We start from the raw sequence: 22,147 nt of genomic DNA on the forward strand, positions 1-22,147 counted from the left end.
TGAGTCCGGGCATCCTGTGATGCTGCTGTCATCGGTACGGTGATTTGTTCTTGGAAGTCCGATAGCAGAGGTTTTCCATGGGCTCGTGGCCCGGTTGCTCCTGCATTCTGGTTATCCCGACATCCTTGCCGGTCAGGAATCGCCGTCGCCTCCGGGTAGGAATTGACGGTGAGCGAGCCTTCCCTTGTGGGGAACGCGACGCTTCATATAGTTGCTAGCCTAACGATCTATTCCGATGAGCTGCACTGACATACGTCAGATCGTCCGCGGAATGAAAGCGGGTGTCGCCTGAACGACACTTTGTAGACGCGGCCATAACGACAGAGGCCACCCGAAGGTGGCCTCTGTTGACGGACGGTCAGGTAAGCGAGGGGCTTACTTGACCGGCCAGCCGGTCAGCTCGGCCAGGGCCTTGCCGATGTCAGCCAGGGAACGCACGGTTTTCACACCAGCGTCCTGCAGGGCGGCGAACTTCTCGTCCGCAGTGCCCTTGCCACCGGAGATGATGGCGCCGGCGTGGCCCATGCGCTTGCCGGGCGGTGCGGTGACACCAGCGATGTAGGACACCACCGGCTTGGTCACGTTGGCCTTGATGTAGGCAGCCGCTTCTTCTTCGGCCGAACCACCGATTTCGCCGATCATGACGATGGCTTCGGTTTTCGGGTCTTCCTGGAACAGCTTCAGGATGTCGATGAAGTTGGAGCCCGGGATCGGGTCACCACCGATGCCCACGCAGGTGGACTGGCCGAAGCCGGCGTCGGTGGTCTGCTTCACGGCTTCGTAGGTCAGGGTGCCGGAACGCGACACGATGCCTACCTTGCCCGGCAGGTGGATGTGACCCGGCATGATGCCGATCTTGCACTCGCCGGGAGTGATCACGCCCGGGCAGTTCGGGCCGATCAGGCGTACGCCCAGCTCGTCGCACTTGACCTTGGCTTCCAGCATGTCGATGGTCGGGATGCCTTCGGTGATGCAGACGATCAGCTTGATGCCGCCGAAGGCCGCTTCCAGGATCGAGTCCTTGCAGAACGGAGCCGGAACGTAGATGACCGAAGCGTCAGCGCCGGTCGCTTCCACGGCTTCCTTGACGGTGTTGAACACCGGCAGGCCCAGGTGGGTGGTGCCGCCCTTGCCGGGGGTCACGCCGCCAACCATCTTGGTGCCGTAGGCGATGGCTTGTTCGGAGTGGAAGGTACCCTGCGAGCCGGTGAAGCCCTGGCAGATGACTTTGGTGTCTTTATTGATCAGGACGCTCATTACTTACCCTCCGCGGCCTTGACGACTTGCTGGGCAGCGTCGGTCAGGCTGGTCGCCGCGATGATGTTCAGACCGCTTTCGGCCAGGACCTTGGCGCCGAGGTCGGCGTTGTTGCCTTCCAGACGAACGACAACCGGGATTTTCACGCCGACTTCTTTCACGGCGCCGATGATGCCTTCGGCAATCATGTCGCAGCGAACGATGCCGCCGAAGATGTTCACCAGAACGGCAGCGACGTTGCTGTCGGACAGGATGATCTTGAACGCTTCGGTCACGCGCTCTTTGGTGGCACCGCCGCCAACGTCGAGGAAGTTGGCCGGCTTGCCGCCGTGCAGGTTGACGATGTCCATGGTGCCCATGGCCAGGCCAGCGCCGTTGACCATGCAGCCGATGTTGCCTTCCAGCGCGACGTAGTTCAGTTCCCACTTCTGCGCATGGGCTTCACGAGCGTCGTCCTGGGACGGGTCGTGCATGGCGCGCAGCTTGGGCTGACGGTACATGGCGTTGGAGTCGATGTTGATCTTGGCGTCCAGGCAGTGCAGGTTGCCGTCCTTCTTGATCACCAGCGGGTTCACTTCCAGCAGTGCCAGGTCGTAGTCCTGGAACAGCTTGGCCAGGCCCACGAAGATGTGGGTGAACTGCTTGATCTGGTCACCTTTGAGGCCCAGCTGGAAGGCCAGCTCGCGACCCTGGTAGGGCTGTGCGCCAACCAGCGGATCGATGGTGGCCTTGAGGATCTTCTCAGGGGTCTCGTGCGCAACTTTCTCGATGTCCACGCCACCTTCGGTGGAGGCCATGAAGACGATGCGACGGCTGGAACGGTCGACAACGGCGCCGAGGTACAGCTCCTTGTCGATGTCGGTGCAGGATTCCACCAGGATCTTGCTGACCGGCTGGCCGTTGGCGTCAGTCTGGTAAGTCACCAGACGCTTGCCCAGCCAGTTGGCGGCGAACGCCTTGGCGTCCTCTTTGCTCTTGACCAGCTTCACACCGCCCGCTTTACCGCGGCCACCGGCGTGTACCTGGGCTTTAACGACCCACTCGGTACCACCGATCTTTTCACAGGCTTCTGCGGCCTCTTCGGGTGTGTCGACGGCGAAGCCCTTGGATACGGGCAGGCCGTACTCAGCGAACAGCTGCTTACCCTGATATTCGTGGAGATTCATGCTTGTCTACCGTTTTCGTCTTGGGTATTGCGCATTCGGCGCGGCGCTCGTGGCACCACGCCACCTGTGACCGAGTCCCCCTCGGGGGAGAAACGATCCGGCGGGATGGACGGCAGCCCCTCGCAAAAGACTGCCGCCCTCCCCGCCGTGGTCCCGTTCCTTAGCGCTTCTTGCGGTTGGCGATGTGGATGGCGTGGCCATTCACTGCCAGGGCCGCTTCGTGCAGCGCTTCGGACAGAGTCGGGTGGGAGAAGACCATCATGCCCAGGTCTTCGGCACTGGTGCCGAATTCCATGCCGATCGCGCCTTGCTGAACCAGCTCGGCGGCGCTCGGGCCGATCACGTGGACGCCCAGTACGCGGTCGGTCTTGGCATCGGCGATGACCTTGACCAGACCGCCGGTGTCGTTGGCAGCCATGGCGCGGCCACTGGCGGCGAACGGGAAGGTACCGACGTTGACTTCGACGCCTTCACCCTTGAGCTGCTGCTCGGTCTTGCCGACCCATGCGATTTCCGGGTGGGTGTAGATCACCGACGGAATCAGGTCGTAGTTCATCTGGGCCTTGTGGCCGGCGATGCGCTCGGCAACCATCACGCCCTCTTCCGAGGCCTTGTGCGCCAGCATGGCGCCGCGGACCACGTCACCGATGGCGTAGACGCCCGGAACGCTGGTCTTGCACTGGTCGTCGACGAAGATGAAGCCACGCTCGTCCAGGGTCACGCCGCTGTCGGCAGCCAGCAGGTCGGTGGTCACCGGGCGACGGCCCACGGCCACGATCAGCTTGTCGAAGACTTCCTTCTGCTCGCCGTTGGCGTCGGTGAAGGTGACGGTTACCTGCTTCTTCTTCACGTCCGAACCGGTGACGCGAGCGCCCAGGCGGATGTTCAGACCTTGCTTGGTCAGGGTCTTCAGGGCTTCCTTGGCGATCTGCTCGTCGGCAGCCGGGAGGAACTTGTCCAGGGCTTCCAGGACGGTGACTTCAGCGCCCAGGCGAGCCCAGACCGAACCCAGTTCCAGGCCGATGACGCCAGCGCCAATCACGCCGAGCTTCTTGGGTACGCTCTGGAATTCCAGGGCGCCGGTGGAGTCGACGATGATGTCTTCGGTCAGCGGGGCCGGCGGAATTTCGACCGGCTTGGAGCCCGAAGCGATGATGATGTTGTCGGCTTCCAGAACCTGGGTCTTGCCATCCAGGCCGGTCACTTCGACCTGCTTGTTGGCCAGGACCTTGCCGTGGCCTTCGAAGGAGGTCACGCCGTTGGCCTTGAACAGGGTGGCGATGCCGCCAGTCAGGTTCTTCACGATGTTGGCCTTGCGACCGATCATCGCCGGAACGTCCATCTTCACTTCGCCAGTGGAGATGCCATGGACGTCGAAGCTCTCTTTGGCTTCCTTGTACTTCCAGGAGCTGTCCAGCAGCGCCTTGGACGGAATGCAGCCTACGTTCAGGCAGGTACCGCCGAGAGCGACCTTGCCCTCTTTACCGATGTACTTCTCGATGCAAGCGGTCTTCAGGCCGAGTTGGGCGGCACGGATGGCGGCTACGTAACCGCCGGGGCCGGCACCAATCACAACCACGTCGAATTTCTGGCTCATGTCTCAATCCTTATTCCGGTGAAGCGGACGGCCCCTCGCGGGGCCGTCGTGTAGTACGGGGCCGTCGTGTGAACTGACGTATCAGACGTCGAGCAGCAGGCGAGCCGGATCTTCCAGCAGATCCTTCATGGTGACCAGGAAGCTGACCGCTTCCTTGCCATCGATCATGCGGTGATCGTAGGACAGTGCCAGGTACATCATCGGCAGGATCACGACCTGGCCGTTAACGGCCATCGGGCGCTCCTGGATCTTGTGCATGCCGAGGATGGCGGTCTGCGGCGGGTTGACGATCGGAGTCGACAGCAGGGAACCGAATACGCCACCGTTGGAAATGGTGAAAGTACCACCGGTCATGTCTTCGATGGACAGCTTGCCGTCTTTGGCTTTCTTGCCGAAGGTGGCGATGCCGTTCTCGATCTCGGCCAGGCTCATGAACTCGGCGTTGCGCAGTACCGGTACGACCAGACCGCGGTCGCTGGAAACTGCTACGCCGATGTCCTGGTAGCCGTGGTAGACGATGTCGTTGCCGTCGATCGAGGCGTTGACGCCCGGGAAGCGCTTCAGGGCTTCGGTGGCGGCCTTGACGAAGAAGGACATGAAGCCCAGGCGAACGCCGTTGTGCTTCTTCTCGAACAGGTCCTTGTACTTGTTGCGCAGGTCCATGATCGGCTTCATGTTGACTTCGTTGAAGGTAGTCAGCATGGCCATGGAGGACTGGGCTTCGACCAGACGCTCGGCAACCTTGGCGCGCAGGCGGGTCATCGGTACGCGCTTCTCGACGCGGTCGCCAGCGGCGAATACCGGAGCAGCAGCGGCAGCGGGAGCCGCCGCCTTGGCGGCCGGAGCGGCAGCCGGGGCATTCTTCTTGGCTTCAACGGCAGCGACGACGTCTTCCTTGGTCACGCGACCGCCCTTGCCAGTGCCGGCCAGGCTGTTCGGGTCGATGCCGTTCTCTTCGGCCAGCTTGCGGGCGGCCGGCGAGAGGATGTTGTCGTCGCCAGCGGCGGCGGCCGGGGCAGCAGCGGCCGGAGCGGCAGCCGGAGCCGAGGCAGCAGCCGGAGCGGCAGCGGCAGCACCGCCTTCGCTCAGCTTGCCCAGCAGTTCGTTGGAGAGAACGGTGTCGCCTTCGTTCTTGACGATCTCAGCCAGGACGCCGTCGGCCTCGGCCAGTACTTCGATCACGACCTTGTCGGTCTCGATGTCGACGATCAGTTCGTCACGCTTGACGGCTTCACCGACCTTCTTGTGCCAGGTTGCGACGGTGCCGTCGGCAACCGATTCCGGGAAGGTTGGGGCTTTGATTTCGATAGCCATTATGTGTGTTTCCTTAAATTCGGTATCAACTGCGCGTTGGCGTTAAACGGTGAAGGCGTCCTGCAGCAGTTTTTCCTGCTGCTCGGCGTGCATCGAAGCGTAGCCGCAAGCCGGAGCTGCCGAGCCTTCGCGGCCCGCGTATTCCAGGTTGAGACCTTTCTTGTGCGCGGCGATGACACGACGCATGTGGTGCTGCGAGCAGAACCAGGCGCCCTGGTTCATCGGCTCTTCCTGGCACCAGACGATGTGCTTGAGGTTCTTGTACTGCGACAGTACCTCGGCCAGATCGTCCTCCGGGAAGGGATACAGCTGCTCGAGACGAACGATCGCGATGTTCTCGAGACCTTCGGCACGACGCTTCTCCAGCAGGTCGTAGTAGACCTTGCCGCTACACAGCACGATGCGATCGACTTTCTTCGGATCCAGGCTGTCGATCTCGTTGATCACAGTCTGGAACGAACCGTCGGCCAGATCTTCCAGGGTGGAGATGGCCAGCTTGTGACGCAGCAGCGACTTCGGCGTCATCACGATCAGCGGCTTGCGCAGCGGACGGATCACCTGACGGCGCAGCATGTGGTAGACCTGGGCCGGGGTAGTCGGCACGCAGACCTGGATGTTCTGCTCGGCGCACAGCTGCAGGTAACGCTCCAGACGCGCGGAGGAGTGCTCCGGACCCTGGCCTTCGTAACCGTGCGGCAGCAGCATGGTCAGACCACACAGGCGTTGCCACTTGGTTTCGCCGCTGGTGATGAACTGGTCGATCACGACCTGCGCACCGTTGGCGAAGTCACCGAACTGCGCTTCCCACACCACGAGTGCATCCGGGGTGGTGGTGGCGTAGCCGTATTCGAACGCCAGTACAGCTTCTTCCGAGAGGTAGGAGTCGTACAGGCTGACGCGCGGCTGGCCGTCGAACAGGTTGGCCAGCGGGATGTAGACCGAGTCGTCCTTCTGGTTGTGCAGCGCCGCGTGGCGGTGCGAGAAGGTGCCGCGGCCGACGTCCTGACCGGTCATGCGCACCGGGTGACCTTCGAACAGCAGGGTGGCGTAGGCCAGGTTCTCGGCGAAGCCCCAGTTGATCGGGAAGCCACCGGCAGCCATCTTGGCGCGGTCTTCGTAGATCTTCTGCACCTGACGCTGCATGACGAAGCCGTCCGGGGTTTCCAGCAGCTTGTTGGACAGGTCCTGCAGGGTCTTCAGGTCGCAACGGGTGTCGTGACGCGCGGTCCAGGCGTGACCGATGTACGGACGCCAATCGACGAAGAGCTCCTTGTTGGGCTCCTTCACCAGGCTCTTCACCACGTGCAGGCCGTTGTCGAGAGCGTCGCGGTATTCGTCGACTTTCTCCTGGGCCTGCTCGGTGGTCTGCACGCCAGCGGCGATCAGCGCGTCGGCATACAGGTCACGGGTGGTGCGCTGCTTGGCGATCTGCTGGTACATCAGCGGCTGGGTGCCGCTCGGCTCGTCGGCCTCGTTGTGGCCGCGACGGCGGTAGCAGACCAGGTCGATGACCACGTCACGCTTGAACTGCATGCGGTAATCGATGGCCAGCTGGGTCACGAACAGGACCGCTTCCGGATCGTCGCCATTCACATGGAAGATCGGCGCCTGGATCATCTTCGCCACGTCGGTCGCGTACTCGGTGGAACGAGCATCGTCCTGACGGCTGGTGGTGAAGCCGACCTGGTTGTTGATCACGATGTGGATGGTGCCGCCCGTCTTGTAAGCACGGGTCTGCGACATCTGGAAGGTTTCCATGACCACGCCCTGCCCCGCGAAGGCGGCATCGCCGTGGATGGAGATCGGCACAACCTTGTCGCCGCTGCCGTCTTTACGACGGTCCTGGCGAGCGCGTACCGAGCCCTCGACCACCGGGGAAACGATTTCCAGGTGCGAGGGGTTGAACGCCAGAGCGAGGTGGACTTCGCCGCCGGAGGTCATGACGTTGGAGGAGAAGCCCTGGTGGTACTTCACGTCACCCGAGCCCATCTCGACCAGCTTCTTGCCTTCGAACTCGTCGAACAGCTCGCGCGGGTTCTTGCCCAGGGTGTTGACCAGGACGTTCAGACGGCCGCGGTGGGCCATGCCGATGACGATTTCCTTCACGCCGTAGGAGCCGGAGCGCTGGATGATCTCGTCAACCATCGGGATCAGGCTCTCGCCGCCTTCCAGGCCGAAGCGCTTGGTGCCCGGGTACTTGGTGCCCAGGTACTTTTCCAGGCCTTCGGCAGCGGTGAGGCGCTCGAGCAGGTGGGAACGGGCGTCGACAGAGTACGTCGGACGGCCGCGCACGCTTTCCAGGCGCTGGGCGAACCAGTGGCGTTGCTCGGAATCGACGATGTGCATGAACTCGGCGCCGATGGTGCTGCAGTAGGTCTGCTTCAGCGCGTCGATGATTTCACGCAGGGTCGCTTCTTCCTTGCCGATGTAGAGCTCACCGGTACGGAAAGTAGTGTCGAGGTCTGCAGCGGTGAGCCCGTAGTGTTCGAGCGACAGATCGGAGGGAGCGGTACGCACCCAGAGACCCAGCGGATCGAGCGATGCTGCCTGATGTCCACGCAGACGGTATGCCAGGATCAGACGCAGGACTTCAACCTGCTTTTTCTCGTGCTCGGTGCTTACGCTGCCAGCGGAAACAGGCGCAGCACGGCGCTGGTTCTTGGCCAGGAGTACGAAATGATCACGGATAGAGGAATGCGAGACGTCGGGGGCAGGATTGCCGTCGGCGGGGAGCTTCTGGAAGTACGTGCGCCACTCTTCTGGCACAGCGTTCGGGTCGTGCAGGTAGAGCTCGTAGAGCTCTTCGACGTAGGCAGCGTTTCCACCGGATAGATGGGCACTGTTCCACATCCGCTGCATTACGCTTTCGTGCATGCTTGGTCACCCTCGGTAAGGGGACTCCACCTGTGGAATCTCTGGCGCGAAGTCATACACAGCGACTTCAAGCCACCGATCCCCGCAGATAGTCCGGGTACCAGCCCGGATGCCCCTGCTGGTCATATATACGTTTTCAAAACAGGACCCCCGCTTTGTGGGCTTGGGTCCTAGGGACTGTACCGCCGGACAATGTTCCGGCGGCACAGGTGTCGCTCTTGCAATGATCTTTGGGCGCGAGGCCCTCAGATCAAGTGCCGCTCTGCAGCAGCATGTTACGGATGTGACCGATTGCCTTGGTGGGGTTCAGACCCTTCGGGCAGACGTTCACGCAGTTCATGATCCCGCGGCAGCGGAAGACGCTGAACGGGTCATCCAGGCTCGCCAGGCGCGCCTGAGTTTCGGTGTCACGGCTGTCGGCCAGGAAGCGATAGGCCTGCAGCAGTGCGGCGGGACCCAGGAACTTGTCGGGGTTCCACCAGAACGACGGGCAGGAGGTCGAGCAGCAGGCGCACAGGATGCACTCGTACAGACCGTCCAGCTTCTCGCGTTCCTCCGGGCTTTGCAGACGTTCGATGGCCGGCGCTGCATATTTGTTCTGCAGGAACGGCTTCACGCTCTCGTACTGCTTGTAGAAGATGCGCATGTCGACGACCAGGTCACGGATGACCGGCAGGCCGGGCAGCGGGCGAATGACCAGCTTGCCGCCCTTCAGGCCAACGGCCGACAGGGGGGTGATGCAGGCCAGGCCGTTCTTGCCATTCATGTTCATACCGTCGGAACCGCACACGCCTTCACGGCAGGAACGACGGTAGGAGAAGCCCTCGTCCTGTTCCTTGATCAGCGCCAGCACGTCCAGGACCATGATGTCCTTGCCGTCGGTATCGACCTGGAAGTCCTGCATGTAAGGTGCAGCGTCCTTCTCAGGGTTGTAGCGGTAAACACTCACTTGCAACATGGCGGGCACCCTTAGTAAGTACGAACCTTGGGTTCGAATGCCGGAACAGTTTTCGGCGCGAAGTTGACGGCACGCTTGGCTACACGCTTCTCACCCGGGAAGTACAGGGTGTGGCACAGCCAGTTCTCGTCATCGCGCTCCTCGAAGTCTTCACGGGCATGCGCGCCGCGGGACTCTTTGCGGGCTTCGGCCGCAATCGCAGTGGCTTCGGCCACTTCGAGGAGGTTCTGCAGTTCCAGCGCTTCGATACGCGCCGTGTTGAATGCCTGGCTCTTGTCGTTGATCTTGACCGCGGCGATACGCTCACGCAGATCAGCCAGCTGAGCGATACCTTTCTGCATGTACTCGCCGGTACGGAACACACCGAAGTAGTTCTGCATGCAGGATTGCAGCTCGCGCTTGAGCGGAGCGACTTCTTCGCCGCTGGTGCGCTCGTTCACGCCGTTCAGGCGCTTGAAAGCGGATTCCAGGTCGGACTCGGAAGCCTGGCGGTGCTCGATACCATCCTTGAGCGCCTTCTCCAGGTGCAGACCGGTGGCACGACCGAACACCACCAGGTCGAGCAGCGAGTTGCCGCCCAGGCGGTTGGCACCATGTACCGATACGCAAGCCACTTCGCCTACGGCGAACAGGCCTTCGATGATCTGCTCGTTGCCGTTGGCGTCCATGGTCAGGGCCTGGCCGTGGATGTTGGTGGCAACGCCGCCCATCATGTAGTGGCAGGTCGGGATAACCGGGATCGGAGCGACAACCGGGTCAACGTGGGCGAAGGTCTTGGACAGTTCGCAGATGCCGGGCAGGCGGCTGTGCAGAACTTCTTCGCCGAGGTGGTCGAGCTTCAGCAGTACGTGGTCCTTGTTCGGGCCCACGCCGTTGCCGGCGATCACTTCTTTCACCATGGAGCGGGCAACCACGTCGCGGCCGGCCAGGTCTTTCGCGTTCGGAGCGTAACGCTCCATGAAGCGCTCGCCATGGGCGTTGATCAGGTAGCCACCTTCACCGCGGCAGCCTTCGGTGACCAGTACACCAGCGCCGGCGATGCCGGTCGGGTGGAACTGCCACATCTCGATGTCCTGAACCGGCACGCCAGCGCGCAGGGCCATACCGATGCCGTCACCGGTGTTGATCAGGGCGTTGGTGGTGGAGGCGTAGATACGGCCGGCACCGCCAGTGGCCAGGACCACGGCTTTGGAGCGGATATAAACGGTGTCGCCGGTTTCGATGTCGATGGCGATGACGCCAACCACATGACCGTCCTGGTTCTTCACCAGGTCAACCGCGTACCACTCATTAAGGAAGGAAGTACCGCTCTTCAGGTTGGCCTGATAGAGGGTGTGCAGCAGGGCGTGACCGGTACGGTCAGCCGCGGCGCAGGTACGGGCAGCCTGGCCACCCTTGCCGAAGTCCTTGGACTGGCCACCGAACGGACGCTGGTAGATACGGCCCTGCTCGGTACGGGAGAACGGCAGGCCCATGTGTTCCAGTTCGAACACGGCTTCCGGGCCGACGGAGCACATGTATTCGATAGCGTCCTGGTCACCGATGTAGTCGGAGCCCTTGACGGTGTCGTACATGTGCCAGCGCCAATCGTCGTTCGGGTCGGCCGAAGCGATGGCGCAGGTGATGCCGCCCTGGGCGGATACGGTGTGCGAACGGGTCGGGAAGACCTTGGTCACCACGGCGGTCTTGTGACCGCCCTGGGCCAGTTGCAGCGCAGCGCGCATGCCGGCGCCGCCACCACCCACGATGATGGCGTCGAAGGAAAGAGTACGAATGCTAGCCATGGATCAGTTACCCCAGAGAATCTGCACACCCCAGACGAAGAATGCGAACATGGCCATGCCGCATACCGCCTGGACGAGGAAACGCACGACAGTCGCGGACTTGCCCAGCGCCATCGGAGTCAGGTAGTCGGTAGTGATGGTCCACATACCAACCCACGCGTGCACGCTCAGGGAAACCAGCGTCAACAGGCTGAAGATCTTCATCAGGCTGTGGGAGAACAGACCATGCCACTCGGCGTAGGTGATACCCGGGTGAGCGATCAGGAAGCCCAGCAGGAAGAGAACATAAGCCGCGAGAACGACCGCGGAGACGCGCTGGACCATCCAGTCATAGAGACCCGAACGCGACAAGTTAGTGACGTTAGTTACCATACCCATACCCCCGCCAGAACGATCAGCACCACTGCGACAGCGATGACGATTTTCGAACCACGCTTACCGCCTTCCAGTGTTTCGCCAATACCTGCGTCCATGACGAGGTGACGAATACCGGCTACCAGGTGGTACAGCAGCGCAGACAGCAGGCCCCAGATCACAAGCTTGACCAACGGATGGGTCAGACACGCCTTCACCTGCTCGAAGCTTTCTTCCGAAGCGAGGGAACGATCCAGTGCGAACAGCAGCACTGCGATGCCCACGAACAGAATGACGCCAGAGATGCGGTGGAGAATCGACGTGTAAGCAGTGATAGGGAGTTGGATGGTCCTTAGGTCTAGGTTTACGGGTCGTTTGCTATTCACGGCTTTTTTCACACTGAGAGCCCTTCTATGAATCAGGGCTAGTTGTCGGGAGGTGCACTTGTCAGGTACCCATCACCTTCGGGAGTGACAACCACCAATCAAGCGAGGCCGGACGGCCCTTGGCGGCTGGTCGCCGAGTATAGACAGTTAGGCTCCTAATGACAACGGAAAGACCTCCACCTAAGGACTAATTGCCGCACCCCCATAAAAGGCGTAAACAGGCAAATTTTTCCGGCAAAACAGGGGCTTGGAGGAGCCAAACTTCTCCGATTGTGCAAATTGACATTCGGATTTATCTCTCTATAGTGGTGCGGGCCCTGCGTGGGGGGTCGTACAGATGATTTCAAGCATAAATAGGAGGCCATCATGGCTGACAAAAAAGCGCAGTTGATCATCGAGGGCGCTGCCCCCGTCGAACTGCCCGTCCTCTCCGGCACGCTGGGCCCCGATGTAGTCGACGTGCGGGGCCTGACCTCCACGGGTCACTTCACTTTCGACCCCGGCTTCATGTCCACCGCCTCCTGCGAGTCGAAGATCACCTACATCGACGGTGATAAGGGTGTACTGCTGCATCGCGGCTACCCGATCGAACAGCTCGCCGAGAAGTCCGACTACCTGGAAACCTGCTACCTGCTGCTCAACGGCGAACTGCCGACTGCCGAGCAGAAGGAAAAGTTCGTCGGCACCATCAAGAACCACACCATGGTTCATGAACAGCTGAAGACCTTCTTCAACGGTTTCCGCCGTGATGCGCACCCGATGGCCGTGATGTGCGGCGTAATCGGTGCCCTCTCCGCCTTCTATCACGACTCCCTGGACATCAATAATCCGAAGCACCGGGAAGTCTCGGCGCATCGTCTGATCGCCAAGATGCCGACCATCGCTGCCATGGTGTACAAGTACTCCAAGGGCGAGCCGATGATGTACCCGCGCAACGACCTGAACTATGCAGAAAACTTCCTGCATATGATGTTCAACACCCCTTGCGAGACCAAGCCGATCAGCCCCGTGCTGGCCAAGGCCATGGACCGCATCTTCATCCTGCACGCCGACCACGAGCAGAACGCCTCCACCTCCACCGTGCGCCTGGCGGGCTCCTCGGGCGCCAACCCGTTCGCCTGTATCGCCTCGGGCATCGCTGCCCTGTGGGGACCGGCTCACGGCGGCGCGAACGAAGCCGTTCTGCGCATGCTCGACGAGATCGGTGACGTATCGAACATCGAGAAGTTCGTGGCCAAGGCCAAGGACAAGAACGATCCGTTCAAGCTGATGGGCTTCGGCCACCGCGTTTACAAGAACTTCGACCCGCGCGCCAAGGTCATGAAACAGACTTGCGACGAAGTCCTCCAGGAGCTGGGCATCAACGACCCGCAGCTGGAACTGGCCATGAAGCTGGAAGAAATCGCCCGCCACGACCCCTACTTCGTGGAGCGCAACCTCTATCCGAACGTGGACTTCTACTCCGGCATCATCCTCAAGGCCATCGGCATTCCGACCAGCATGTTCACCGTGATCTTCGCCCTGGCACGTACCGTGGGCTGGATCTCGCACTGGCAGGAAATGCTCTCCGGTCCGTACAAGATCGGCCGTCCGCGTCAGCTGTACACCGGTGCCACCGAGCGTAACTTCGTGGACCTCAAGGCCCGCTAAGCGCTACGACGTACGAAAAAAGGCCGCCCTCGGGCGGCCTTTTTTATTGCCCGTGTTCTACGGTACTTGCCTGTTACGTAGGAGCGGACTCCGTCCGCGATGGGCCAGCAGCACGCTGAAATCCATCGCGGACAAAGTCCGCTCCTACGATTAGCCAGACGGCACAGCTCTGACAATTCGCGAGCAAGCTCGCTCCTACGAAGAGCCTCACCGGCGCACCACGACAGGAACAAAAAAGCCGCCCGAAGGCGGCTTTTCATGCAGGGAGACAGCGCCGATTACTTCTCGGCAGCGCTGCGCAGGCCCTTCAGGGTGTTCATCGGGGCATCGACCACGAAGCTGTTGGCCAGCCAGGACGGGATGCTGCCACCCGGCTCGGTCTGCACCTGGTAGGTCACTTCGGTGACGCCAGCGCCCTTGGGCACCAGTTTCCACTCGCCGATCAGCTTCGGCACGCGGATTTCACCCTTCTCTTCCGGGATGTAGGTCGGCTCGGCCTTCAGGTGACGAATGATGCCGCCGTCGGCGGTCTTCTCGGTGGTCACGTGGATCACCACGTCGCGGCCGGTCACCGGCCAGGGCATGTCGATCTTCGAGTAGGTCCAGGAATTGTCGCCTTCGGTCTTCAGCAGGCGCATCTCGGCGCAGGCGTGGATCCACTTGCAGGAGCCGCTCACGTCTTCCTGCAGGGCATTGATCTTGGCCACATCAGCCTTGATGTCGACGACGCCACGGTAGGCCTTGTACTTGGAGCCTGCCACGGGGCTGAGGAAGACCTTCACACCGTCCTCGTCCTTCTCCAGCTTCCAGTCGTCCGCCAGGGCAGCACCGGCAAAGCCCATCACGGCAGTGGCCAGCAGGGTCATACGCAATACACCACGCATCGTCTTACCTCTCTTTATTCTTGATCTTGTGGGGATGGCAAATGCCGCCGCCCCTTCGCAATCCGCGGTCTTGAGCGGGTTGGGGCGTCAGTATGGACCGCGAAAACGTGACTTCCAAGTCACATCAGGCGGCGGTGATGCGTTCCCATTCGGTGAGGATCTGCAAGGCCTGCTCGTTGCTGCTGCCGCAGGCATCGGCGTCTGCATCGAAGGCCGCACAGACCTTTGGACGCCGCGAGTCGCCGAATAGTTTGCACAGATTGCGTTCATCCAACTGCACGCAACGCACACCCGCCGGCTTGCCGTCAGGCATACCGGGGATGGGCGAGGAAATCGACGGCGCTATGCAGCAGGCGCCACAGCCGATACGGCATTGCATGGATGAACTCTCGACAGGGAAATCATGGGCTGGAGCGCAGCAGCCCCTGCTTGCGCAGGGCCGCCACCAGTTGCTCGCCATCGGTGGAACCGGCGCGGTAGAACACCGCCGGCTCGCCAATCGGCGCGGGAACCTCAACCGTCCCGCCGGCGGCGACTTCAAAGGTCGCTCCGCTCCACAGGTGTATCCAGCGGCCCTCGGGCAACGCCACGTTCAGACGCTGCACACCAGGCTCCAGCACCGGGGCCACCAGAAATTGGTCGCCGAGCATATAGCTCGTCGGCGTTTCCGCCAAGCTGGCCGGATCAGCGGGGAACTCCAGCCACAGCGGGCGCACCAGCGGCCAGCCATGCTGCGCCGCCTCGTCCATCAGCCGCGCGCGATACGGCGCCAGCTCGCGGAACAGCGTGGCGAAGCGCTGCAACTGCGCCACAGTGGCCGGCGTGCTGTAGGCCTGCACGTTGTCGTCCGGGCGATTACCCTCGTGGGTGCGCAGCAGGCTGGTGAAGGCGGAGAACTCCATCCAGCGCAGCAGCAGCTCCTCGCTGCGGTGGTAGTTCCTGATCGGGCTGCTGATGGTGGTGTAGCCACCGGTATCGCTGTGATTCAGGCTGAACCCCGACACACCGCCCGACAGCAATCCCAGTAGCGCGCTGTGCAAGCCGTCGTCGGCATCCCAGGTCACCAACTGGTCGCCCAGCCACAGGCTGGTAGTCAGGCCGGGGCTGCGGCTGTAGGCGGAGCGCATGAAGAACAGCAGGTCCCCGGCGCCCTCCTCGTCCACCAACTGCCGGTTCAGCTTCGCCCACAGCTCCGGATAGCGATTGTGCAGGACGGAAGCTGGCTCGCCGGAGGCCAGCTTCGCCTCATAGGGCAAGGCTTCGCCGAAGTCCGCCATCCAGCCGGAGAAGCCCGCGCCGAGCATTTCCTCGCGCATCACCCCGCGCAGCCAGTCGACCGCCTGAGAGTTGGTGAGGTCCACCAGCCCGGCACTGAAGCTGGTGTTCTGCAACAGCAGCGGCTGCCCCTGCTGATCCAGGGTGAGGTAGCCGTGCTCCAGCGCCTCGCGGTAGAGATTGCGGATCGCCCCGCCCTTCTCCGCCGTGTCCACCAGGAATGGATTCACGTAGGCCAGGCTGCGAATGCCCTTGGCACGCAGCTCGGCGTTGAAGGCGGACCAGCCCGGATAGCGATCGCCATCCAGCACCCAATTCCACCACAGTTGCTTGCCAAAGCTGGTGGTGCGCTGGCCGACCCAGTCCTGCACCCAGACGCCGGCCAGCGGCACCCTGGCCTGTTCGAACTGCTGGACGATGCCACGTACCCGCTCGGTGCCGCCCTGCAGCCCGAGGATCGCACCCTGCTGGGTCCAGGCCGGCAATGGCGGCATGCGTCCGACCACCGAGGTGTGCGCCTCGATCAATTCCTTGGGGCTGCTGCCTTTATAGAAGTGGGCCTGGAGCGTGCCAGCATGCACCTCCAGCGCCACCCGCTGGTCGTCGCGCAGGTCGAAGACCTGGTACTCCGCCGCTTCGCTGAAGAAACCGTGCAGCCGTGAGGTGAGATAGAAAGGCACCGGCGCGTAGGTAGTCCACCAGTCGCCACCGGCGCGGGCGCTCAGGTCCGCGGCCAGGGTGATCGGCTGCAGGCCGCGCCCAACGCCCTGCTCCTGGACCAGGATCGGCAGGCGGCGCCCGCTCAGGTCGAAGCGGGTGAACTGCTCGCCGAAGCCGTGGAACTGCTCGTCGGCCTCCCGCGCCCAGGCCAGGTAAAGGCGGTTCAATGCCGGATCGCCCAGGCTCACGTCCATCACCACGCCGCGCTCGCCATCGGCGTGCAGTGCAACGGTATAGGGCACCTGCCGACCGTCGGCGCAACCCAGGGTGCCGGAGATCAGCAACCTGTCTGCTTCAGCGTGCACGGCAGCCAACTGTTGCTGGCGACACAGCAGCTCGCGGTGTTCATGGACGAACATCGCACCACGATGCTCCTCGGCATCCACGCGACCTATGCCGGCAGCGAGGAAGCCGCCGCGGGTCTGCCATAGCGTCTGTGCCGGATGCTCGCCGGCACGCAAGGCGAAGGACTTGCCGTCCCACTCCAGGCGATAGTCACCCAGTGTCCAGCGCTGCCCCGCCGTCATCGCCGGCGCCACCGTCAGCTGCGCCCAGACCGGCTGCTGCTGCCACCACTGCCAGCCCTTCCAGCCGGCAAAACCCAGTAACCCCAGCGCCAGCAGCGCTACGCTTCCCCGCAACAAGAACCTGATCAAATCCCCGCCCCTTGGCTGTGGCGCAGCGCTCCACTAGGCTCAGGCGCAGTCCCCTACTGGAGCCGCTGCCATGCCGGTCTGGCTGCAAACCGCGTTTCTTCTGTCGCTCTCCAACCTGTTCATGACCTTCGCCTGGTACGGCCACCTGAAAACCCTGAGCAGCAAGCCGTGGATCATCGCGGCGCTGGTCAGCTGGGGCATCGCCCTGTTCGAATATCTTCTGCAGGTGCCGGCCAACCGCATCGGCTACACGGTGATGTCGGTGGGGCAGCTGAAGATCATGCAGGAGGTCATCACGCTGGCGGTCTTCGTGCCGTTCAGCGTGTACTTCATGCAGCAGCCACTGAAGCTCGACTATCTCTGGGCCGGCTTGTGCCTGCTGGGCGCGGTGTACTTTATCTTCCGCGCCTGAAGCGATCAGGAGCGGCGCACGACGATCTCTGCGACCGATGGCGCCACCTGAGGGAGAGAAGCACGGATCAGGCCTCGGGCGAGTCCTGAAGGCGGGTGATCAGGCTGGAGGTATCCCAGCGTCCGCCGCCAGCGGCCTGCACCTCGGCGTAGAACTGGTCGACCAGCGCCGTGACCGGCAGTTGCGCGCCGTTGCGGCGAGCCTCGTCGAGGACGATGCCCAGGTCCTTGCGCATCCAGTCCACCGCAAAGCCGAAGTCGAAGCGACCTTCCAGCATGCTCTGGTGACGATTCTCCAGCTGCCAGGACTGCGCGGCGCCCTTGCTGATCACTTCCATCGCCGCCATGCCGTCGAGGCCGGCGCTCTGGGCGAAGTGCAGCGCCTCGGACAGCCCCTGCAACAGGCCACCGACGCAGATCTGGTTGACCATCTTGGTCAGTTGGCCGCTGCCCACCGGCCCCATGCGCCGAACCATGCGCGAATAGGTGGCGAGCACTGGCTCGGCGCGGGCGTAAAGGTTTGCGTCGCCGCCGACCATCACCGTCAGCGCACCATTCTCGGCACCTGCCTGGCCGCCGGATACCGGCGCATCGAGGAAGCCCACCTCCCGCTCGGCGGCAGCAACTGCCAGCTCGCGGGCCACTTCAGCCGAAGCGGTGGTGTGGTCCACCAGCACGGAGCCGGGCTGCATGCCGGCCAGCGCCCCGTCCTCGCCCAGCACCACGCTGCGCAGGTCGTCATCGTTACCCACGCAGCACATCACGAAGTCGGCCCACTGCGCAGCGTCACGCGGAGTCGGCGCCGAGCGGCCGCCGAACTGCTTGACCCACTGGGCGGCTCGGCTCGCGGTGCGGTTGTAGACGCAAACCTCATGGCCTTCCCGGGCCAGATGCCCGGCCATGGGATACCCCATCACACCCAGGCCGATGAATGCCACTTTCGCCATCGCAGTCCCCTTGTCCGATCAAGTCGCTCAGCCTAGCACAGCGGTTTGCCGGTCCCGCAAACGCCTTCCATACTCGATTCGAACCCAACCACGAGCACCGACTATGCCCCACTGGCTGGTGATCGACCTGGAAGCCACCACCGAGGAAGGCGGCTGGCCGGTCGAGGAAATGGAGATCATCGAGATCGGCGCGAGCCTGGTGGCCGAGGCCGATGGCCGTGAACTGGATCATTTCCAGCGATTCGTCCGCCCGCAGCGGCGCCCGCTGCTGACGGCCTTCTGCCGTGAGCTCACCCACATCACCCAGGCCAACGTCGATTCGGCGGCCCCGCTGCACGAGGTGTGGCCGCAGTTCGAGCGCTGGCTGGCGCAACACAGCCCGCGCCTGGCCGGCTGGACCAGCTGGGGCGACTACGACCGCCACCAGCTGGAACTGGAATGGCGTCGCCAGCACCTGGACAGCCATCTGGCCCGCGTCCCCCACGTCAACCTCAAGCAGCGCTTCGCCCAGGCTCGCCAGCTCAAGCGCCCGGTGGGCCTGAATGCCGCGCTGCACCTGGCCGGCCTGCACTTCCAGGGGCAGCCGCACCGCGCGCTGGAAGACGCCCGCAACACCGCACGCCTGCTGCCGCTGACCCTGCCGGTCGCCGGCTGAATCCGTCCATCCGGCGCCGACCTGGCGCTGACCGCACAGTCGCCTGCGCCGCTCTAGTGACGGGGCCGGTGGCCTTGGGCATACTTGCCAGCCCTTTTTCACCCCTCTAGCAGGAGAAGCCCATGTTCAAGGTCAACGAGTACTTCGACGGCACCGTCAAATCCATCGCCTTCGACATGACCGCAGGCCCGGCCACCATCGGCGTGATGGCACCCGGCGAATACGAATTCGGCACCAGCCAGCTGGAGGTGATGCACGTCGTCGCCGGCGCGCTGACCGTCAAGCTGCCGGGCAGCGACAGCTGGGAAACCTTCGAAGGCGGCAGCCACTTCACCGTGCCGGCCAACAGCAAGTTCCAGCTGAAAGTCGCCCAGGACACCGCCTACCTCTGCGAATACCGCTGAGTTCGGTGCGCGATGAAAAACCGGCCCTGAGGGCCGGTTTTTTATTGCCTGCTGCTCGGGAGCAGACCTTGTAGGAGCGAGCTTGCTCGCGAACCTCTTCCCGGCAACTCCGGCGCTGGGCTGTTCGCGAGCAAGCTCGCTCCTACGAAGAGCAGCTATGCAGGCCGACCTCAAGATCCGCCCGCAACCCCGCATCCTTCTCGGCAATGAACACCAGCCGCGAGCCCTGCGCCGCCTCGGCCGCCGTCGCCGGGCGCAGCTGGTAGCGTCCGCCCACGTACTGCAACCAAAGTGCCTCATCCCTGCCAGCCAGTCTGATCAGACCCTTGAGCCGCAGCAGGCCGCGCGGCAACGTCTCCAGCCAGTGTTTCAGGCGCGCGCCGTCGAATCTCGACTCGCCCTGCCAGCTCCAGCTGTCGAACAGCTCGCCATGGTCGACACCGTCCTGCCCGTGGGGCCGCAACTTGCGCGACGGTTCGCCGAGCAGCAGCTCATCCGGAATCTGCGCCTGAATGGTTTCCAGCACCCGCGCACCGCGGCCGAAGCGCTCGCGTTGGGCGGCCAGCTCATCGGCCTGCAGCAGGTCGCACTTGTTCAGCAACAGCAGGTCGGCAGCCGCCGCCTGCATACGCTCCAGTCGTGCGTACTCGCCTTCCAGCGGTTCGCGACGGGCCGCGTCAACCACTGTCAGCACCGCATCCAGATGCAGACGCCGGCGCAGTTTCGGGTAGCCCAGTGTCTGCACGATGCGCTGCGGGTCGGACACCCCGCTGCACTCGATCACCACCTGCTCCAGCGGCGGATGCATGTTTGCCAGGCGCTCAAGCTGGGCGAGCAAATCGTCCTGCACGCTGCAGCAGATGCAGCCGTTCTCCAGGCTGTACACCGCCTCGGTCTGCTCGGCGATCATCCCGGCGTCGATGTTCAGCTCGCCGAAATCATTGACGATCACCGCCAGGCGCCGGCCTTCGCAGCGCTCCAGCAGGTTGCGCAGCAGCGTGGTCTTGCCGGCGCCGAGGAAGCCGGCGACCACCGTCACCGGGATGCTCGCGGCGTTCATGCGTTGACGCCTTCGATGCGCGGCGGCTCGCCCTGCCACACCGCCGCCAGGGCGGTATCGCTGAACTGGCCGAGGCGGTCATACACCGGGCGACCCTCGACGAAGGTCAGCTGCACTTCGGTGCGGTGGATGAAGTTGCGCGCCGGCTGTTCGAAGAGGTTTCGGTCGAGCACGATGAAGTCCGCCGACTTGCCCGCTTCCAGGCTGCCGGTGAGTTTTTCCAGGCCCATGGCATAGGCGCCATTGAGGGTTGCCACGCGAATCGCCTGCTCCAGTGTGATCGGTTCGCCGAAGCAGGCCGGGTCGTCGTTCCACGGGTTCTGCCGGGTGACCAGGGTTTCCAGCGCCAGCCACGGGTCGATGGACGCCACCGGCCAGTCGGTGCCGAACACCGCGATGCCGCCGGCGGCCAGCACGCCCTTGAAGTCGTAGATGCGCTTCAGGCGATCCGTGCCGTAGCCCGAACGCGCGCCGCTGGCGAAGGGTGTCGGGTACCAGGCTGCCGGGGAGAACTCGGCGATCACTTCCAGCTCGCGGAAGCGCTTGAGGTTGCCCGGATGCAGGATGGTGCTGTGCGCGCACTGGTGGCGCACGCCGCTGAAGCCGTTGCGGCGGCGTGCTTCGGCCACGGCGTCGAGGAACACGTCAGACGCCGCGTCGCCGGTGCAGTGGGCGATGACGCGGATGCCGCGACTATCCATGTCCACCACCATGTCGGTGATGTGTTCGGGGGTCAGGTTGAGCTTGCCGCGCCAGGCGTCCTCGCCCGGCCAGGGGGTAATGAGGAAAGAGGAGCGCGGCTCGACGGTGCCGTCGAAGTGGAACTTCACCGCGTTCGCCGACAGCCGTGCACTGCGGTAGTAGTGGCGCTCGCCGCTGAGCAGTTCCCAGCGGCGACGCACCGGGAAGATATCGTCCTGCCAGCTGATTGCCGCTTCCACCCGCAGGGTCAGTTGTCCGGCATCGTCAAGGTACTTGAGCGCGTCCAGACGGTTCTCGCAGACGTGCAGGTACTTCGCCGCCGTGACGCCACGCGAGCTCTGGAAGTGCACACCCTCGCGGTAGGACTGGCGCAGCACCTTGGCCGGGGTCGGCGGCATGGCGGCGTGGATCAGCGCGTAAGCGCCGTCAATCAGCAGGCCGTTGGGCTCGCCGGTCAGCTCGTCGCGCTCCAGGTAGCCGTTGCGCGGGTCGGCGGTGCTGGCGTCGATGCCGGCCAGTTCCAGGGCGCGGGAGTTGACCATCATGGTGCCCCACATGCGGTCGAGAAGCGCCACCGGGCGGTCCGGCAGGATGCTGTCGAGCCACTCGCGGCCCGGCTTCAGCCCGGCCTCGCGGAAGGTGTAGCGCACCCAGTACTGGCCATAGACCCAGCCGTCGCCGGGGTGACTGTCGGCGTAATCGCGGATAGCTTTGGCCAGTTGCTCCGGGGTCGGGTCTTCGATGCCGACGTCGAGGTCGTCGGCGTAGCGCGGGTTCAGCGCCAGGTCCGGGTGGGTGTGCATGTCGTGCAGGCCGGGCATGCAGAACGCGCCTTCGAGGTCGCGCACCAGGGTCTCCGGGCCGATCAGGTGCTGCATGTCCTCGTGGCGACCCACCGCCAGCAGCCGGCCATCGCGGATGGCCACGGCCTCGGCCCAGGGCTGGGCGGGGTCGAGGGTATAGAAGCGGCCGTTGTGCAGCAGCAGTTCGGCGAAGCGCTCGGTGGGGGAATTGGAGGAGCGGAAGCGGTCCGGAGCGGTCATGGGAGGCCCTTGTTGTTCTTGTCCGTGGAGGCAGTATAGGGCTCGGCTTT

19 protein-coding genes are annotated in these 22,147 nt (G+C 63.4%); 4 read left to right on the plus strand and 15 right to left on the minus strand.

Going from position 1 to position 22,147, the window contains the following annotated elements; all coding sequences use genetic code 11:
* Positions 1 to 375 precede the first annotated feature (375 nt).
* The 9 genes from sucD to sdhC form a co-directional block, all read right to left on the minus strand.
* Complete coding sequence (gene sucD, locus J2T47_RS25740) at positions 376 to 1,257, minus strand: succinate--CoA ligase subunit alpha (protein ID WP_038803160.1); 882 nt, start codon at positions 1,255 to 1,257, stop codon at positions 376 to 378.
* Positions 1,257 to 2,423 (minus strand): ADP-forming succinate--CoA ligase subunit beta, encoded by a 1,167-nt coding sequence (gene sucC, locus J2T47_RS25745; protein ID WP_015477516.1) that lies wholly within the window; start codon positions 2,421 to 2,423, stop codon positions 1,257 to 1,259. Before sucC ends, sucD begins: the two co-directional genes overlap by 1 nt.
* Before the next feature lie 160 nt (positions 2,424 to 2,583).
* Entirely contained in the window at positions 2,584 to 4,020 is a 1,437-nt protein-coding gene (gene lpdA, locus J2T47_RS25750) for a dihydrolipoyl dehydrogenase (RefSeq protein WP_081516701.1), read from the minus strand.
* Positions 4,021 to 4,101: 81 nt separating this feature from the next.
* On the minus strand, positions 4,102 to 5,334 hold the full coding sequence (gene odhB / locus J2T47_RS25755; protein ID WP_138525723.1) for a 2-oxoglutarate dehydrogenase complex dihydrolipoyllysine-residue succinyltransferase: 1,233 nt from the start codon (positions 5,332 to 5,334) through the stop codon (positions 4,102 to 4,104).
* Between the two features lie 42 nt (positions 5,335 to 5,376).
* Positions 5,377 to 8,208 (minus strand): 2-oxoglutarate dehydrogenase E1 component, encoded by a 2,832-nt coding sequence (locus J2T47_RS25760; RefSeq protein ID WP_253453119.1) that lies wholly within the window; start codon positions 8,206 to 8,208, stop codon positions 5,377 to 5,379.
* A 250-nt stretch (positions 8,209 to 8,458) separates the two neighbouring features.
* Positions 8,459 to 9,166 carry a succinate dehydrogenase iron-sulfur subunit gene (locus J2T47_RS25765; RefSeq protein WP_045208028.1) on the minus strand — a complete coding sequence of 236 codons (708 nt, stop codon included), beginning with the start codon at positions 9,164 to 9,166 and terminating at the stop codon, positions 8,459 to 8,461.
* A gap of 11 nt (positions 9,167 to 9,177) precedes the next feature.
* On the minus strand, positions 9,178 to 10,950 hold the full coding sequence (gene sdhA, locus J2T47_RS25770) for a succinate dehydrogenase flavoprotein subunit (RefSeq protein ID WP_045208031.1): 1,773 nt from the start codon (positions 10,948 to 10,950) through the stop codon (positions 9,178 to 9,180).
* A gap of 3 nt (positions 10,951 to 10,953) precedes the next feature.
* A complete protein-coding gene (gene sdhD, locus J2T47_RS25775; RefSeq protein WP_024765472.1) occupies positions 10,954 to 11,322 on the minus strand; it encodes a succinate dehydrogenase, hydrophobic membrane anchor protein in 369 nt (122 codons plus the stop codon).
* Positions 11,316 to 11,702, minus strand: coding sequence for a succinate dehydrogenase, cytochrome b556 subunit (gene sdhC / locus J2T47_RS25780; protein WP_167523168.1), 387 nt, complete (start codon positions 11,700 to 11,702; stop codon positions 11,316 to 11,318). The genes sdhD and sdhC overlap by 7 nt, the downstream gene beginning before the upstream one ends.
* A gap of 354 nt (positions 11,703 to 12,056) precedes the next feature.
* Here sdhC and gltA point away from each other — a divergent pair, with 354 nt between their 5' ends.
* Positions 12,057 to 13,340, plus strand: coding sequence for a citrate synthase (gltA, locus tag J2T47_RS25785; RefSeq protein ID WP_192295132.1), 1,284 nt, complete (start codon positions 12,057 to 12,059; stop codon positions 13,338 to 13,340).
* A gap of 278 nt (positions 13,341 to 13,618) precedes the next feature.
* Here gltA and J2T47_RS25790 read toward each other — a convergent pair whose 3' ends face one another.
* From J2T47_RS25790 to J2T47_RS25800, 3 genes are all read right to left on the minus strand, one after another.
* Positions 13,619 to 14,224: an START domain-containing protein gene (locus J2T47_RS25790; RefSeq protein ID WP_253453121.1), complete on the minus strand. Its 606-nt coding sequence runs from the start codon at positions 14,222 to 14,224 to the stop codon at positions 13,619 to 13,621.
* A 124-nt stretch (positions 14,225 to 14,348) separates the two neighbouring features.
* Positions 14,349 to 14,603: a YkgJ family cysteine cluster protein gene (locus J2T47_RS25795; protein ID WP_054907940.1), complete on the minus strand. Its 255-nt coding sequence runs from the start codon at positions 14,601 to 14,603 to the stop codon at positions 14,349 to 14,351.
* Positions 14,604 to 14,625: 22 nt separating this feature from the next.
* Positions 14,626 to 16,875 (minus strand): alpha-glucosidase, encoded by a 2,250-nt coding sequence (locus J2T47_RS25800; protein WP_253453123.1) that lies wholly within the window; start codon positions 16,873 to 16,875, stop codon positions 14,626 to 14,628.
* Between the two features lie 70 nt (positions 16,876 to 16,945).
* Here J2T47_RS25800 and J2T47_RS25805 point away from each other — a divergent pair, with 70 nt between their 5' ends.
* Entirely contained in the window at positions 16,946 to 17,287 is a 342-nt protein-coding gene (locus J2T47_RS25805) for a DMT family protein (protein WP_045208042.1), read from the plus strand.
* Between the two features lie 67 nt (positions 17,288 to 17,354).
* On the opposite strand, the gene J2T47_RS25810 is transcribed toward J2T47_RS25805, so the two are convergent.
* Entirely contained in the window at positions 17,355 to 18,233 is an 879-nt protein-coding gene (locus J2T47_RS25810; protein ID WP_253453125.1) for an NAD(P)-dependent oxidoreductase, read from the minus strand.
* A 103-nt stretch (positions 18,234 to 18,336) separates the two neighbouring features.
* Between J2T47_RS25810 and J2T47_RS25815 the strand changes: the two genes are divergently transcribed.
* Together J2T47_RS25815 and J2T47_RS25820 are read left to right on the plus strand one after the other, a co-directional pair.
* Positions 18,337 to 18,888: an exonuclease domain-containing protein gene (locus J2T47_RS25815; protein WP_253453126.1), complete on the plus strand. Its 552-nt coding sequence runs from the start codon at positions 18,337 to 18,339 to the stop codon at positions 18,886 to 18,888.
* Positions 18,889 to 19,010: 122 nt separating this feature from the next.
* Positions 19,011 to 19,292, plus strand: a complete 282-nt coding sequence (locus J2T47_RS25820; protein WP_253453128.1) for a pyrimidine/purine nucleoside phosphorylase — start codon at positions 19,011 to 19,013, stop codon at positions 19,290 to 19,292.
* 142 nt (positions 19,293 to 19,434) lie between these two features.
* Here the strand turns inward: J2T47_RS25820 and J2T47_RS25825 are convergent, their stop codons facing one another.
* Complete coding sequence (locus J2T47_RS25825) at positions 19,435 to 20,352, minus strand: CobW family GTP-binding protein (protein WP_253453130.1); 918 nt, start codon at positions 20,350 to 20,352, stop codon at positions 19,435 to 19,437.
* Positions 20,349 to 22,097: an amidohydrolase gene (locus J2T47_RS25830; protein ID WP_253453133.1), complete on the minus strand. Its 1,749-nt coding sequence runs from the start codon at positions 22,095 to 22,097 to the stop codon at positions 20,349 to 20,351. The genes J2T47_RS25825 and J2T47_RS25830 overlap by 4 nt, the downstream gene beginning before the upstream one ends.
* Positions 22,098 to 22,147: the final 50 nt, after the last annotated feature.

It is taken from the genome of Pseudomonas nitroreducens (genome assembly GCF_024170165.1).
GTDB classification, from domain to species: Bacteria; Pseudomonadota; Gammaproteobacteria; order Pseudomonadales; family Pseudomonadaceae; genus Pseudomonas; species Pseudomonas nitroreducens_C.

Excerpts from the sequence above, each read along its gene's own strand:
- sucD (WP_038803160.1), bottom strand. The coding sequence starts at position 1,257 with ATGAGCGTCCTGATCAATAAAGACACCAAAGTCATCTGCCAGGGCTTC.
- sucC (WP_015477516.1), bottom strand. The coding sequence starts at position 2,423 with ATGAATCTCCACGAATATCAGGGTAAGCAGCTGTTCGCTGAGTACGGC.
- lpdA (WP_081516701.1), bottom strand. The coding sequence starts at position 4,020 with ATGAGCCAGAAATTCGACGTGGTTGTGATTGGTGCCGGCCCCGGCGGT.
- odhB (WP_138525723.1), bottom strand. The coding sequence starts at position 5,334 with ATGGCTATCGAAATCAAAGCCCCAACCTTCCCGGAATCGGTTGCCGAC.
- J2T47_RS25760 (WP_253453119.1), bottom strand. The coding sequence starts at position 8,208 with ATGCACGAAAGCGTAATGCAGCGGATGTGGAACAGTGCCCATCTATCC.
- J2T47_RS25765 (WP_045208028.1), bottom strand. The coding sequence starts at position 9,166 with ATGTTGCAAGTGAGTGTTTACCGCTACAACCCTGAGAAGGACGCTGCA.
- sdhA (WP_045208031.1), bottom strand. The coding sequence starts at position 10,950 with ATGGCTAGCATTCGTACTCTTTCCTTCGACGCCATCATCGTGGGTGGT.
- sdhD (WP_024765472.1), bottom strand. The coding sequence starts at position 11,322 with ATGGTAACTAACGTCACTAACTTGTCGCGTTCGGGTCTCTATGACTGG.
- gltA (WP_192295132.1), top strand. The coding sequence starts at position 12,057 with ATGGCTGACAAAAAAGCGCAGTTGATCATCGAGGGCGCTGCCCCCGTC.
- J2T47_RS25790 (WP_253453121.1), bottom strand. The coding sequence starts at position 14,224 with ATGCGTGGTGTATTGCGTATGACCCTGCTGGCCACTGCCGTGATGGGC.
- J2T47_RS25795 (WP_054907940.1), bottom strand. The coding sequence starts at position 14,603 with ATGCAATGCCGTATCGGCTGTGGCGCCTGCTGCATAGCGCCGTCGATT.
- J2T47_RS25805 (WP_045208042.1), top strand. The coding sequence starts at position 16,946 with ATGCCGGTCTGGCTGCAAACCGCGTTTCTTCTGTCGCTCTCCAACCTG.
- J2T47_RS25810 (WP_253453125.1), bottom strand. The coding sequence starts at position 18,233 with ATGGCGAAAGTGGCATTCATCGGCCTGGGTGTGATGGGGTATCCCATG.
- J2T47_RS25815 (WP_253453126.1), top strand. The coding sequence starts at position 18,337 with ATGCCCCACTGGCTGGTGATCGACCTGGAAGCCACCACCGAGGAAGGC.
- J2T47_RS25820 (WP_253453128.1), top strand. The coding sequence starts at position 19,011 with ATGTTCAAGGTCAACGAGTACTTCGACGGCACCGTCAAATCCATCGCC.
- J2T47_RS25825 (WP_253453130.1), bottom strand. The coding sequence starts at position 20,352 with ATGAACGCCGCGAGCATCCCGGTGACGGTGGTCGCCGGCTTCCTCGGC.
- J2T47_RS25830 (WP_253453133.1), bottom strand. The coding sequence starts at position 22,097 with ATGACCGCTCCGGACCGCTTCCGCTCCTCCAATTCCCCCACCGAGCGC.